Source organism: Roseateles agri (genome assembly GCF_034043675.1).
Classification (GTDB): domain Bacteria; phylum Pseudomonadota; class Gammaproteobacteria; order Burkholderiales; family Burkholderiaceae_C; genus KK5.
Genome location: NZ_JAXCLA010000001.1, coordinates 342,366 through 355,901, shown reverse-complemented (window position 1 = coordinate 355,901; position 13,536 = coordinate 342,366). Strand labels below are relative to the sequence as shown.

General features: G+C 69.1%; 14 protein-coding genes. 11 read left to right on the top strand and 3 right to left on the bottom strand.

Annotated elements, in window-relative coordinates; all coding sequences use genetic code 11:
• Nucleotide 1 precedes the first annotated feature (1 nt).
• Together SNE35_RS01655 and SNE35_RS01650 are read left to right on the top strand one after the other, a co-directional pair.
• The gene (locus SNE35_RS01655) at nt 2–628 is read left to right on the top strand and encodes a gluconate 2-dehydrogenase subunit 3 family protein (protein ID WP_320421041.1); all 627 of its coding nucleotides are present in this window, start codon (nt 2–4) and stop codon (nt 626–628) included.
• Nucleotides 628–1,299 (top strand): 3-keto-disaccharide hydrolase, encoded by a 672-nt coding sequence (locus SNE35_RS01650; RefSeq protein ID WP_320421040.1) that lies wholly within the window; start codon nt 628–630, stop codon nt 1,297–1,299. Before SNE35_RS01655 ends, SNE35_RS01650 begins: the two co-directional genes overlap by 1 nt.
• Here SNE35_RS01650 and SNE35_RS01645 read toward each other — a convergent pair.
• On the bottom strand, nt 1,277–2,422 hold the full coding sequence (locus SNE35_RS01645; RefSeq protein ID WP_320421039.1) for an AraC family transcriptional regulator: 1,146 nt from the start codon (nt 2,420–2,422) through the stop codon (nt 1,277–1,279). The genes SNE35_RS01650 and SNE35_RS01645 overlap by 23 nt on opposite strands.
• On the opposite strand from SNE35_RS01645, the gene SNE35_RS01640 reads away from it, so the two are divergent.
• From SNE35_RS01640 to SNE35_RS01620, 5 genes are all read left to right on the top strand, one after another.
• Nucleotides 2,364–3,422, top strand: a complete 1,059-nt coding sequence (locus tag SNE35_RS01640) for an NAD(P)-dependent alcohol dehydrogenase (RefSeq protein WP_431312695.1) — start codon at nt 2,364–2,366, stop codon at nt 3,420–3,422. The genes SNE35_RS01645 and SNE35_RS01640 overlap by 59 nt on opposite strands.
• A gap of 154 nt (nt 3,423–3,576) precedes the next feature.
• Complete coding sequence (locus tag SNE35_RS01635; protein ID WP_320421035.1) at nt 3,577–4,347, top strand: MipA/OmpV family protein; 771 nt, start codon at nt 3,577–3,579, stop codon at nt 4,345–4,347.
• Between the two features lie 23 nt (nt 4,348–4,370).
• Nucleotides 4,371–5,048, top strand: coding sequence for a response regulator transcription factor (locus SNE35_RS01630; RefSeq protein ID WP_320421034.1), 678 nt, complete (start codon nt 4,371–4,373; stop codon nt 5,046–5,048).
• Nucleotides 5,020–6,444, top strand: coding sequence for a sensor histidine kinase (locus tag SNE35_RS01625; protein ID WP_320421033.1), 1,425 nt, complete (start codon nt 5,020–5,022; stop codon nt 6,442–6,444). The genes SNE35_RS01630 and SNE35_RS01625 overlap by 29 nt, the downstream gene beginning before the upstream one ends.
• Before the next feature lie 178 nt (nt 6,445–6,622).
• Nucleotides 6,623–7,543 carry a hypothetical protein gene (locus tag SNE35_RS01620; protein WP_320421031.1) on the top strand — a complete coding sequence of 307 codons (921 nt, stop codon included), beginning with the start codon at nt 6,623–6,625 and terminating at the stop codon, nt 7,541–7,543.
• Here SNE35_RS01620 and SNE35_RS01615 read toward each other — a convergent pair.
• Nucleotides 7,530–8,366 (bottom strand): M90 family metallopeptidase, encoded by an 837-nt coding sequence (locus SNE35_RS01615; protein WP_320421030.1) that lies wholly within the window; start codon nt 8,364–8,366, stop codon nt 7,530–7,532. The genes SNE35_RS01620 and SNE35_RS01615 overlap by 14 nt on opposite strands.
• 56 nt (nt 8,367–8,422) lie before the next feature.
• Here SNE35_RS01615 and SNE35_RS01610 point away from each other — a divergent pair, with 56 nt between their 5' ends.
• Together SNE35_RS01610 and SNE35_RS01605 are read left to right on the top strand one after the other, a co-directional pair.
• Nucleotides 8,423–9,619, top strand: a complete 1,197-nt coding sequence (locus SNE35_RS01610) for a YbfB/YjiJ family MFS transporter (protein WP_320421029.1) — start codon at nt 8,423–8,425, stop codon at nt 9,617–9,619.
• 70 nt (nt 9,620–9,689) lie between these two features.
• A complete protein-coding gene (locus SNE35_RS01605; protein ID WP_320421028.1) occupies nt 9,690–10,676 on the top strand; it encodes a glucokinase in 987 nt (328 codons plus the stop codon).
• Here SNE35_RS01605 and SNE35_RS01600 read toward each other — a convergent pair.
• Complete coding sequence (locus SNE35_RS01600; protein WP_320421027.1) at nt 10,673–11,647, bottom strand: GlxA family transcriptional regulator; 975 nt, start codon at nt 11,645–11,647, stop codon at nt 10,673–10,675. The two genes, SNE35_RS01605 and SNE35_RS01600, sit on opposite strands and share 4 nt — an antisense overlap.
• A gap of 118 nt (nt 11,648–11,765) precedes the next feature.
• Here SNE35_RS01600 and SNE35_RS01595 point away from each other — a divergent pair, with 118 nt between their 5' ends.
• On the top strand, nt 11,766–12,368 hold the full coding sequence (locus tag SNE35_RS01595) for a DJ-1/PfpI family protein (protein WP_320421025.1): 603 nt from the start codon (nt 11,766–11,768) through the stop codon (nt 12,366–12,368).
• Nucleotides 12,365–13,534, top strand: coding sequence for an acetylornithine transaminase (locus tag SNE35_RS01590; RefSeq protein WP_320421023.1), 1,170 nt, complete (start codon nt 12,365–12,367; stop codon nt 13,532–13,534). The genes SNE35_RS01595 and SNE35_RS01590 overlap by 4 nt, the downstream gene beginning before the upstream one ends.
• Nucleotides 13,535–13,536 lie beyond the last annotated feature (2 nt).

Below are 13,536 nucleotides of genomic sequence, written 5' to 3'. Positions count from 1 at the left end.
CATGGACCGCAGAACCACCCTGCAATGGATGCTGGCCGCCAGCGCGGCGCTGGGCGTGCCGGTGTCGGCCGGCGCCACGCCCGCCACGCGCAAGGGCGCCAAGCCCACCGGCTACGGTACCGACCCCAAGCTCACCCAGAGCTACAAGAGCGGCGAGCTGTGGCCGCTGACCTTCAATGCCGCGCAGAACCGCACCGCCCAGGCGCTGTGCGGCCTGATCATCCCGGCCGACGCGCAGTCGCCCAGCGCCGCGCAATTGCAGGTGCACCGCTTCATCGACGAATGGGTCAGCGCGCCGTACCCCGACCAGGCCCAGGACCGGCCCGTCATCATCGACGGCCTGGCCTGGCTGGAGGCCGAGAGCGCGAAGCGCTTCGGCGGCAAGCGCTTCGACCAGCTCGATGTAGCCCAGCAATCGCAGATCGCCGACGACATCTGCTGGACCGAGACGGCCAAGCCCGAATTCGCCGCGGCCGCCAAGTTCTTCCAGCGCTTCCGCGACCTCACCGCCGGTGGTTTCTACACGACGCCGGAAGGCATGAAGGACGTCGGCTTCGTCGGCAACACCCCCTCCGTCACCTTCGACGGCCCACCCCTCAAAGTCCTGCAAATCGTTGGAGTTGCCTGATGCGCATCGCTTCCCTTGCGGCCGCTGCCGCCCTTGTCGTTGCTTCGTTCGCCACCGCGGCTCACGCCGCTGACGCGGCCAACACCCTCACGGCCGAGGAATCCGCCGCCGGCTGGCAACTGCTGTTCGACGGCAAGAGCCTGGACAACTGGCGCGCCAGCGACAAGCCTGGCACCTTCAGCGTGAAGGACGGCGCCATCGTCGTCCACGGCCCGCGCTCGCACCTGTACTACACCGGCCCGGTGCAGCAGCACGACTTCAAGAACTTCGAGCTGAAGGTCGAGGTCATGACCTTTCCGCACGCCAACTCCGGCGTCTACTTCCACACCCAGTGGCAGGAAGCCGGCTGGCCCGAGCGGGGCTACGAGGTGCAAGTCAACAACTCCCACAGCGACCCCAGCCGCACCGGCGGCCTGTGGGGCGTGCAGGACTACATGAAGGTCGTGTCCCCCGACCAGCAGTGGTTCACGATGACCGTGCGCGTCGAAGGCAAGCACGTCACCACCTTCGTCAACAACGAGAAGACGGCCGACTACACCGAGGAGTCCCCGCTGGTCCGCCAGGAGGGCCTGGAGAAGCGCTACCTGTCCAGCGGCACCTTCGCGCTGCAGGGGCATGACCCGGGCAGCGAGACGCACTTCCGGAACATCAGGGTGAAGGTGTTGCCCTGAGTGGTCGGGGCGCTGGCGCTGGGACGCGCAGGCGCTCGACGTCGCGTCGCGGCGGGGCTCCGAACAGCCTGGCGTACTCCCGACTGAACTGCGTCGGGCTTTCGTAGCCGACCTGGAAGGCGGCCGCGGCGGCATCCTGATCCTCCGACAGCATCAGCCTGCGCGCTTCGTGCAGACGCAGCCGCTTCTGGTACTGGAGCGGGCTCATCGCGGTGAGCTGCTTGAAGTGATGATGGAAGGCCGACGGGCTCATTTTTGCGAGATCGGCCAACTGCTCCACCTGCATGGGCTGTCTGAAGTGATCCTTGAGCCAGTCGATGGCGCGCGCGATGCGAAAGCCCTGGCTGCCGGTCGAGACGATCTGACGCAATCGGGCGCCCTGCCCGCCGGTCAAGATCCGGAAATAGACTTCTCGCAAGGCCAGCGGCGCGAGCACGTCGCGTGCGTCCGGCTCATCCAGCAGCGACACGAGCCGCTGCAGCGCGTCGGTCAGCGGCCTGGTCACCGGGGTGACGGAGATTCCTGCGCCCGCGACCGGTTCGACCGGAGAGGGCTTGCACTGAAGCATCAGTTCACCGAGAACGCGCAGGTCCAGCTTCAAAGCCAGCCCCAGGTAGGGGCGCTGCCTGCTGGCCTGCAGCACCTGCATGCGCGCCGGAACGTCGAGCGACGTGACCAGCAGATGCTGCGGGTCGTATCGGAACGTCCGGTCACCCAGCTCGACGGCTTTGGCGCCCTGGACGACCAGCCCGATGCTCGGCTCCACCATGCAGACCATATGTTCGGACAGCTGCTCCTGGCGAAACAGGTGCAACCCGTCGATCGGTGCGTCGAACTGCTCTCGCCCCTCGGTCCAGCGTGCGATGTCTTGGATGAACTGGTCGCTGTGCGGGGTCATCGCCATGAGCTCGTGTGTCGTCGAGAAGAAAGAATAGCGCGCGCTGCGCGGGCGGATGCTCATTCCTTGCCGTCGCAGGAGGATCGGGCAATGATCGAACAGGATCGGGCTACCCGGTCGCCGATCGCCTGAAAACAATGGGGGCTGACCTTTTAGGAGCGCCCCGATGTTCGACGCAAAGGCCCTCGCGGCCATCAGCAAATCCTCCCCGATGTCCAGCACCACGATCCCGCGTCGCGACGTGACCGATCGCGACGTGCAGATCGACATCCTGTTCTGCGGCGTCTGCCACTCCGACCTGCACCAGGTGCGCGACGAGTGGTCGGAGTTCATGCCGACGGTGTATCCCTGCGTTCCCGGCCACGAGATCATCGGGCGCGTCAGCGCCGTGGGACCCGGCGTGACGCGCTTCAAGCTGGGCGACACGGTGGGCGTTGGCTGTCTGGTGGGTTCTGACCACAGCTGCCCCGCATGCAAGGGCGGCATGGAGCAGTTCTGCTCGAACGTCACCTTCACCTACAACAGCCCCGACAAGCACGGTACCGCGCCGGTGACCTACGGCGGCTACTCCGAGCGCATCGTCGTCGAAGAGGGCATGGTGCTGCGCATTCCGCCGAACCTGGACCTCGCGGGAGCCGCGCCGCTGCTTTGCGCCGGCATCACCACCTATTCGCCGCTCAAGCGGCGTGGCGTCGGCCCGGGCAAGAAAGTGGGCATCGTTGGCCTCGGAGGCCTGGGACACATGGGCGTCAAGCTGGCTCACGCGATGGGCGCGCACGTCGTCGTCTTCAGCACCTCGCCGGGAAAGCGCGACGATGCCTTGCGCCTGGGCGCCGACGAGGTCGTGATCTCGAAGAACGCCGACGAGATGGCGGCTCACGCCGGATCGTTCGACATGATTCTTGACTGCGTGTCCGCCGAGCACGACATCAACGCCTACCTCAACCTGCTGAAGCTCGACGGCAACCTGACCTTGGTCGGGGCGCCGGAGAAGCCCTTGCCCGTGGCAGCGTTCGCGCTGATCTTCGGCAACAAGTCCTTCTCGGGGTCCGCCATCGGCGGCATTGACCAGACGCAGGAGATGCTGGACTTCTGCGGCCAGCACAACATCACCGCCGATGTCGAGGTGATCAAGGCGTCGGAGATCAATACCGCCTACGAGCGCCTGCTGCGCGGGGACGTCAAATACCGCTTCTCCATCGACATGGCATCGTTGAGGGGCTGACCGCTTCCGACTACACCGAGGGGTGAGTGAGGGCTAACGCGGCTGACTGCTCCGCTGCACGAGGCGCAAGCAGGGCCGCGGGTCGGAAAGGATTCGGTAAGAGACTTTCCCTGACGATAGCGGCCGGAATCAACCCCCGCCCTCAGGAGTTCTCTTGCTCAACACCCGTCGATTGCAGGCCGTACTTTCGGCTTCGCTGCTGGCCCTGCTACTGCCAAACGTTTCATCCGCCGAAGAGCCAGGCTCCGACGCCACGCCATGGCGCGTCGGCATTGGCGTCGCGAGCATGGCGCGACCCTATGCGGGCGCCGACAACAAGACGGTGGCGTTCCCCAACGTGTCCTATGAGAACGACTACGTCCGGATCGCCGGCCTGGGCGCGGACCTGAAGCTCGGCTCGACCGGCCCGTTCAGTTTCGCGCTGCGTCTCAAGTACGCCCTGGGCGATGGTTACAAGGCCAGCGATGCACCGATCCTGAACGGCATGGACTCCCGCCAGGGCAGCCTCTGGCTGGGCCCGTCCGTGCGCTGGAAGGGCGATCTCGGCAGGATCTCGCTCGATCTCGCGGCGGACGCGCTTGGCAAGAGCAAGGGTCTGCAGCTCAAGCTTGGTGCCGAGCACGATTTCCGCGCCGGCTCCTTCCTGCTCACGCCCCACCTCGCTGCGGAGTTCGTTGACAAGAAGTACGTGGACTACTACTACGGCGTGACGGCAGACGAAGCCACGGCGAATCGCACGGCCTACACGGGGCGCTCGACGGTCAACCTCGAGGCGGGCTTGCGCGCGGGCTTCATGATCGACACGGCGAATTCCATCTTCGCCGACGTGGGCGTCAAGTCGCTAGGCAAGGGCATCACGGACAGTTCGCTCGTCGACAGGAAGACGACGCCGGTCTTTCTCCTGGGCTATGTGCATCGCTTCTGAACGGGCGGGGCGATGATGCGGCGATGAACAGGATCGCGCTGGTCGAGGACCACGACCGCCTGGCCGCGCTGATCGCGCAGGCCTTGACCACTGCGGGCATCGAGGTCGATGTGTTCTCGCGGATCGAGTCGGCGTTCGCTTCCATCGTGCAGAAGAAGTACGCCACGGCCGTCATCGACCGGGGCCTGCCCGACGGCGACGGCATCGATCTCGTGCGACGCCTGCGCCGGTCCGGCAGCACGATTCCCTGCCTGCTGTTGACGGCGCGCGATTCGATCCACGATCGCGTGGACGGCCTGGAAGCGGGCGCCGACGACTACCTTTCCAAGCCCTTTGCGATGCAGGAGATGGTGGCTCGCGTCAGGGCGCTCACGCGGCGCACCCAGAACCTGCAGAGCCTCGACCCCGAGTTCGCCGGCCTGCAGGTGCGGCCGGAGGCGGGCTGCATGACCTGGGCCGACGAGTCGATCACGCTGGCCACCTCCGAGCTGCAGATCATGGTCGCGCTGGTACGTGCCGGCGGCCAGACACTCAAGCGCTCCAAGCTCGAAGACGCGGCCTGGGGCATCGGCGAACCGGTGACGCCCAACGCGCTCGACGTTGCCCTGCACCGGCTGCGGCGCAAGTTGCAGGGCATCGGCAGTGAACTCCAGATCGTGAACATCCGAGGCCATGGCTTTGCCCTTCGACAGATTCCTTAGGCTGCCGCGCAGCCTGCTGGGCCGGTTGCTGCTGGCGTCGATCGGTGCGCTGCTCGGTCTGATGCTGCTGCTGGGCGCTGCCGTGGTGGTTTTGCTCAGGGTGCAGACCGAGCCCTTTTCCTGGGAAGGCGCCAGCAAGCAGGAGGACCACCTGGAACAGGCGATGCGCTTCGATGCCGGCGGACGCCTGATCGCCATCGACAGCTCGGCCGATGCAAGGAGCGCGCTGGACGCGCTGACCAAGGACATTGCCTACCAGGTGCTGGACAGCGCTGGGCGAGAGGTCTTTGCTTCCCCGGAGGGCTCGGCGCTGGAGGTGCTGCGCAGGATGCCGGTCGAGGGTTCGCGGGGCGTAACCCGCATCGCCAACGGTGCGGTCGCGCTGCAGGTGATGACATCCATCGTCGAGCGCGGTGGTGGCCGCTATCTGGTTCGAAACGCGCGCAGCGAACGGCTGGCCATCGGCATCCGCACGCATGGCGGTGCGCTCTTCTATGGCACGGCCGTCTTCACCAGCCTGCTCGCCATCCTGATCTTCTCGACGATCGCCTGGTGGACAGGACGGCGAGCCTTGCAACCGTTGGAGGAGGCCTCCGAGGCGGCGGCCGCGATCCGGCCCGGCAATCTCACCCAGCGGGTGGAAAGCCGCAACCTGCCGAGCGAGGTGGCGCCCCTGGTCGAGGCCTTCAACAGCGCGCTGGGGCGGCTGGAACAGGGCTACCGCGTGCAGCAGGACTTCCTGGCCGCGGCCGCCCACGAGCTGAAGACGCCGCTGACTCTGATGCGCGCAGAGATCGAACTGGGCAACGTCATCAACGGCGACTTGCTGTTGAAAGACATCGACCTGATGGCGATCCACGTCCAGCAACTGCTCCAGCTTGCCGAGGTCAGCGAGATCCAGAATTTCCAGTTCGAACTCTTGAGCGTTCGAGAAGTCGTCGAAGAGGCCATGGCTTACCTGGCACGTTCGGCTGAAAGCCAGAACGTCTATCTCTCGCTCGCGCAGGGCGCTGCCCCCTCACCGATCGAGGCCGATCGAGGGGCCTTGTTGACGCTGGTGAAGAACCTGGTCGAGAACGCCATCCATCATTCGCCGGCGGGCGGTGTTATCACGATCCGCCTCTCACAAACCTGCCTGTCGGTCAGCGACGAAGGCCCCGGCGTGGCCGAGCAGGACGTGCCACGCCTGTTCACCCGCTTCTGGCGCGGCGGGCGTGCGCCCTATCAGGGGGCCGGGCTGGGCCTCTCCATCTGCCGACAGATCGCGACCGCGCACGGCTGGAGCCTGGGTTATCAGGACAACTCCAGCGGCACGGGTGCCGAATTCAGAGTGCTGTTTGGCCCGCTGCCGGTCGACCGCACCGACGGCCAACGCAACTCCGAGCGACCGTTGTAGGGCATTGCCCATCGGGCTTTGACTGCCTTGCCATCTCTGGCGAGGAGCCCCGTTGACGGTGGCGTCGTACAGATCCGACAGGCTCGGCTCGCGCGATCGCTTCGCGCCGGCCGCTTCACAAGCGCCACACATACCGCCCCTAGCATCCGCGCACCTCCACACTTGCCGACGCGCGCCGATGAGATCGCTTGCCCTTCTTGCCCTGACCTTGCCGCTCGCCGCTGCCGCCGCGCCGGACGCGCCGCCGACGACGCCGCAAACCGTGGCCCTGCTCGCCGCGGTCGGGGACCGCGTCGAGTACGTGCGCCAGCTCAAGCTCTCCAGCAGCCGTGCCGAGCCCTACAAGCGCGAGACGGTGCAGGTGTCCAACCAGGCGCTCAACTACGCGGTGCTGCGCGGACTCGACAAAGCGCTGACGGACGAAGACCCCGCCGCCCAGCACGTGCTGCTGCAGTGGGACATGCCTGCCGACGTGGCCGCCAAGATGGCGAAGGCGCGCGGACGCGAGCGCCAGGACATCGTGCTCGCGTCGCTGACCGAGCATCTGCGCAGCCTGCCGGAGCGGCAGGGCTGGGACCGCATCGAGGTGATCGTGCCGGCCTACAGCGACGCGGAGATGCAGGGCGTCGGCACCAAGCTCAGCGGCATCGGCATCTATCTGCAGCCGAACGCGCCGCAGGAGTTCGACATGGACGGCATTGCCGACGGCTCGGCCGCCAACGCCGTCATCTCGACCGAGACCGAGGGCGACTACAAGACCGTCAATCCGCGCACGGGCGAGACGGCGCATTCCGCCACCTATGTGGCGTCCTATATGTACTTTGAGCGCCTGACCTACGACGCCAAGTCGATGGCGCTGCTCAAGCGCGAGCGCCATTTCGACAACACCAAGTACGCCGACCCGGACTCCACGGCGCTGGACGTCGGCAGCCAGATGTCGGGCGCGGCGCTGATCGGCAAGCTGGTCGAATCGGTGGAGCGCTCGGCCTACAAGGCCATCCGCCCGGTCACGAACGAAGTGACGGCAAGCGAACCGAAGCTCGCGCCCATTTCCAGCTCCGCGCCGGCCAGCGGCCCGGCGCCCGTCAAGTCCAACTGACCGGGTCGACGCGGTAGTAGCGCTTCAGCTGCTCGTACAGGGCCGGGTGCTGCCAGGCCATCTCGGCGCCGCGCTCGAAGAACACCTCGCTGGCGACGGCGAAGAACTCCGCCGGGTCGGTGGCGCCGTAGGGGTCCAGCAGGCCTGGCTCGCCGATGGCAGCGCGCTGGCGCAGCGCGTCGTACTCGCGCTGCATCACCAGCGACCAGGCGCGATAGCTGGCCTTGTCCTTCAGCGGCGGCGCGCCGTTGGCGAAGCCCTTGGCCTGGTCGAGCTGGTGGGCGAACTCGTGGATGACGACGTTGTGGCCGTCGTCCGGGTCGGCGGCGCCGGCGACGACGTCGTGCCAGGACAGCAAGACCTGGCCCTGCACCCAGCTCTCGCCGGCCAGCGCGCGGCGCTGGTCCATCTGCACGCCGCCGGGGCCCGGCGCGGGGCGGTCGACGACGAAGGCGCCGGGGTACACCAGCACCTGCTTCAGCTCCGGGTAGAAACCGCGCGCCGCGCCCAGCAGCGGCAGGCAAGCCTGGGCGGCGATGGTGACGCGCATCTCGTCGGTGACCTCCAGGCCGGCGCAGCCGATGATGGGCTTCTCGGCCAGGAAGACCTGGATCAGCGATTTCAGCCGCAGCTGCAGGTCGGCCGGCAAGCGCGCCGCCTGCGGCACGCGGCGGCGCAGGATGCGGCGCCAGGCCTGCGGGAAGGGCTGGGCGGCGATGCGGGCACGCCGGCGCCGTGCGCGCATCGGCTGCGACATCAGCCCCGCCACGATCGCCGTGGACAGGGCAGCGACGACGAGCATGGTGATCAGGGCGGTGTTCATCGGGCGTAGTTGGGTGCGCGCCAGCAAATGACAAGCCCTTCGCGTACGCTCGCGGGATGATTGCAAGCGCCCAGACTGAGACCCGACCCCTGCAGCCCTGGCAGGTCATCACCGGCGGCGTCTGCGCCCTGGTGCTGACGCTGGGCCTCGGCCGCTTCGCCTACACGCCGCTGCTGCCGCTGATGCAGCAGCAGGCCGGCCTCAGCGACACGGCAGGCGGCTGGATGGCCGCGGTCAACTACGCCGGCTACATGAGCGGCGCGCTGCTGGCGTCCTGGCTCGACGGGCCGGCGCTGCGGCATCGCCTCTACGGCATCGGCATCTGGCTGAGCCTGCTGGTGACGATGCTGATGGGCATGGGCGTGTGGCCGGCGGCCTGGGCGCTGTCGCGCTACCTGGGCGGGCTGTGCGGTGCGGCCGGCATGCTGCTGGGATCCGGCCTGGTGCTGAACTGGCTGATGCGCCACGGCCGGCCGCCCGAGCTGGGCAAGTATTTCTCCGGCATCGGCCTGGGCATTGTCGTCTCGGCGCTGGGCGCGATGGGCATGACGCGGCTGGGGTTGGACTGGGCCCGGCAGTGGCAGGGCTTCGCCTTCCTCGGCCTGCTGCTGTTCCTGGCGCCGGCCTGGGCCTGGCGGCCGCCGGTGCCACCGCCGCTGCCTGTCGCGGATCCGGCAGCGCCTGCCGCATCGGCCTCCGCCCCGAGCCGCCGCTGGATGGTGCTGATGATGTTCAGCTACTTCTGCGCCGGTTGGGGCTTCGTGATCGACGGCACCTTCATCGCCGCCATCGTCGAGCGCCAGCCGCTGCTGGCCGGCCAGGGGCCGCTGAGCTGGCTGCTGGTCGGGCTGGCGGCCACGCCCGCGGTGTTCCTGTGGGACCGTGTCGCGCGCCGGCTGGGCGGCCTGCCGACCCTGCTGCTGGCCTTCGGGCTGCAGATCATCGGCGTGCTGCTGCAGGTGCTGTCGGGCGGGCTGGCCGCCGCGCTGGCCGGGGCCCTGATCTATGGCGCCACCTCGATCGGCATCGTCAGCCTGACCCTGGCGCTAGTGGGCCGCCGCTCCCCGGCCAACCCCGGCAAGGCGATGGCGCGGCTGACCCTGGGCTACGGCCTGGCGCAGATCAGCGCGCCGGCGCTGGCCGGCTACATGGTGCACGCCAGCGGCAGCTACGCCGGCACCTTGTGGCTGACGGCGCTGGTGCTGATGGCGGGAATGGCGGCCTTGCTGGTGCTGTGGCGGGCCGGCGAGTAGGAGATTCAGTGCGGCGCGATTGATCCGCCGATGTAACCCGGCGCGAATCGCTTGCAGCAGAATGCGCGCCATGAGCACGAACTCCAGCAGCAACAGCGGCGCCGCGCGCCTCCTCGCCGACGTCGGCGGCACCAACGCCCGCTTCGCCTGGCAAGCCAGCCGCGGCGCGGCGATCACCGATGTGCAGATCCTGCCCTGCGCCGACTACGCCTCGATCGCCGACGCCATCGCAGCCTACCTGCAGCGCATCGGCCGCAGCGCGCCGCCGGCCTGCGCGATCGCGATCGCCAATCCGATCGTCGGCGACCAGGTCAAGATGACCAACCACCACTGGAGCTTCTCGATCTCGGCGCTGAAGGCGAATTTCGGCTTCGAGCTGCTGCGCATGCTGAACGATTTCACCGCGCTGGCGCTGGCGCTGCCGGACCTGAAGGCGGAGGAACTGCGCCAGGTCGGCGGCGGCGCGGCGCGGCCGCATGCGCCGATCGCGCTGATCGGCGCCGGCACGGGCCTGGGCGTTTCGGGCCTTCTGCCCAACGGACACGGCGGCTGGGTGCCGCTGGAAGGCGAGGGCGGCCACATCACCCTGGCCGGCTGCACGCCGCGCGAGCAGGCCGTGCTGGACATCATCGGCGCCCGCTACGGCCACATGTCGGCCGAGCGCGCCTGCTGCGGCCAGGGCCTGGTGGACATCCACCTCGCGCTGCAGCAGCTCGATGGCGTGGCGACACCCACGCCGCTGGAAGCCGCTGCGATCACCGCCGGCGCGCTGGAGCGCGACGAGCCCCGCTGCAGCGAGACCATCGACCTGTTCTGCGCCTTCCTCGGCACCGCGGCCGGCAACCTGGCGCTGACGCTGGGCGCGCACGGCGGCGTCTACATCGGCGGCGGCATCGTGCCGCGCCTGGGCGCACGCTTCGATGCCTCGCCGTTCCGCGAGCGGATGGAGAACAAGGGCCGCTTCAAGGACTACCTGGCGGCGATGCCGGCCCTGGTGATCCTGGCCAAGCAGAGCCCGGCGCTGTTCGGCGCGGCGCGGGCGATCGAGCACTTCTAGGCGCGCGCCTTCCGGAAGGCCGCCGGCGGCCTTCCCAGCAGGCGCTGGAACGAGCGGCGCATCCGCTCGGTGCTGCCGAAGCCGCAGTCCTCGGCGATGCGCTGCACCGAGGGCTGGCCGCCCTCCAGCGCGCCACGCGCCGCCTCCACGCGCAGCCGCTCGATCGCGTGAGCCGGCGTGACGCCGGTCTCCTCGCGGAAGCAACGCGCGAAGTGACGCGGGCTCATGCAGGCGAGCGCCGCCAGCTCGTCCACGCGATGGTCCCTGGCCAGATCACGCCGGACCTGATCGAGCAGCGCGCCGAAGCGGCCCTCCGGCCGCTGCATGTCGAGCAGCGGTGAGAACTGCGACTGCCCGCCCGGCCGGCGGCGCTCAACCACCAGCTGGCGCGCCGCCTCGCCCGCCACCTCTTCGCCGCAGTCGCGTGCGACCAGGGCCAGGCACAGGTCGATGCCCGCCGTCATGCCCGCGCTGGTCCAGAGCTCGGGCAGGCGGCTGGCGCCGCGCCGGGCCGCGGGCTCGCGCACGTAGATGCGGTCCGGCTGCAGCTGCACGGCAGGGAAATCGCTCGCGAACTGGCGGCTGCGCGACCAGTGCGTCGTCGCCGTCCGGTGATCCAGCAGGCCTGCCGCCGCGAGCACCAGGCTGCCGCTGCAGATGCTGGCGATCCGCGCGCCTGAGCGGCTGGCGCGCGCCAGCCAGGCGACCAGCCGCGCATCGCGGCAGGCGGCGTCCACGCCATCGCCGCCGATCACCATCACGAGATCGTCCGCACCGAGTTGCCGCGGCAGCGCCTGCACCGGCCAGTCGACGCCCGCGGAGCTGCGCGCGCTGCGCGGCTGGCTCGCCACCAGGCGCCAGCGGTAGCTGGCCGGCTGCGCCAGCCGCGCGACCTCGAACACGGCCATCGGTCCGGCCAGGTCGAGCTGCTGGAAGCCGGGGAACAGGACGAAGTTGATGCGGCAGGCCATGCGCCATTCTGGCCGAACGGGCGGGCGATGCGTGTGGCAGAAAAGGTGGGAACTGCGTCATGGCGGCCTCGGACCAGTCGCTGCAAAGTGCGAAGCTCTTCAACAGGAGGCATCGCCGATGAACGTGGGCATCGTGGTTTTCGACGAGATGGAGCTGCTGGACATGGCCGGGCCGTACGAGGTCTTCACCACCGCAGCGCGCGTGCACGGGCGCAGCCAGCCGGCCGATGCGCCGCCGCTGTTCCGCGTGTTCGCGCTCGGCGACGGCACGGCGCCGGTCCGTGCGCGGGCCGGCCTGCGCGTGACGCCGGACTGCTCGCTGCGCGAGCACCCGCCGCTGGACTGCGCGATCGTGCCGGGCGGCGTGGTCGACGCCGAGCTGGGCCATGCCGAGCTGCTGGCGTGGATCGCCGCGCAGGCGAAGTCCGCGCGCATCCTCGCCTCCGTCTGCACCGGCGCGCTGCTGCTGGCGGAGGCCGGCTTGCTGGACGGCCTGGAGGCGACGACGCACTGGGAGGACATCGAGGCGCTGCGGGCGCTCCGCCCTGGCCTGCGCGTCCGCGAAGGCGTGCGCTGGGTGGACAGCGGCCGCATCGTCACCTCAGCCGGCATCTCCGCGGGCATCGACATGAGCCTGCATCTGGTAGCGCGGCTGCATGGCCGCGAGCTGGCGCTGCGCACCGCGCGGCAGATGGAATTCGACTGGACGGAGGCGGCATGAACGCGGACCGGAACCTCATCACGATCACGAGCCGGCCCGACCCGGTGTTCGTCGAAGGGCAGGGCTCATGGCTGGTCGACGAAGACGGCAAGCGCTACCTGGACCTGGTCCAGGGCTGGGCCGTCAACAGCCTGGGCCACAGCCCGGCGCTGATCGCCGAGGCGCTGCAGGCGCAGGCCGCGCGCCTGCTGAACCCGGGCCCGGCGTACTACAACCGCCCGATGCTCGACCTGGCCGCGCGGCTCACCGAGCTGAGCTGCTTCGACCGCGTGTTCCTCTGCAGCTCCGGCGCCGAGGCCAATGAAGGCGCGGTGAAGCTGGCGCGGCGCTGGGGCAGCAAGAGGCGCGGCGGCGCGCACGAGGTCGTCAGCTTCGAACACAGCTTCCATGGCCGGACGATGGCGATGATGAGCGCTTCGGGCAAGCCAGGCTGGAGCGAGATCTATCCGCCGATGCCGGCCGGCTTCTCGAAGAAAGCCAGGCTCAACGACATCGGTTCGGTGGAGCGCGCGATCGGGCCAGACACGGCGGCCGTGATGATCGAGCTGGTGCAGGGCGAGGCGGGGGTGAACATCGCCGACCCGGGCTTCGTGCGCGAGCTGAGCGCGCTGACGACCGAGCGGCAAGTGCTGCTGATCGCCGATGAGGTGCAGACCGGCATTGGCCGCTGCGGCCACGCTTTCGCCCACGAGCTGTACGACGTGGAGCCCGACGTGATGACCCTGGCCAAGGGCATCGGCGGCGGCGTCCCGCTGGCCGCCCTGCTGTGCAAGGAGCGCTTCAACTGCTTCGAGCCCGGCGACCAGGGCGGCACCTACTGCGGCAATCCGCTGATGGCGGCCGTGGGGCTCGCGGTGGTGAACGAGGTCTGCCGCGACGGCTTCCTCGCCACCGTCCGGCAGCGCGCGCAGCGGCTGGCCGAGGGCATGCAGTCGCTGGTGCGCGAGCACGGCCTCATCGGCGAGCGCGGTGTCGGCTTGCTGCGCGCGCTGGTGCTGCCGGACGACCGCGCCGCGCAGGTCGTCGAAGCCGCCCGCGGGCTCGAACCCACGGGCCTGCTGCTGAATGCGCCACGGCCGAACCTGCTGCGCCTGATGCCGGCGCTGACGATCAGCGAGGCGGAGATCGACGAGGCGTTGCGGCTGCTGGACCTGGCGCTGCGCTGACG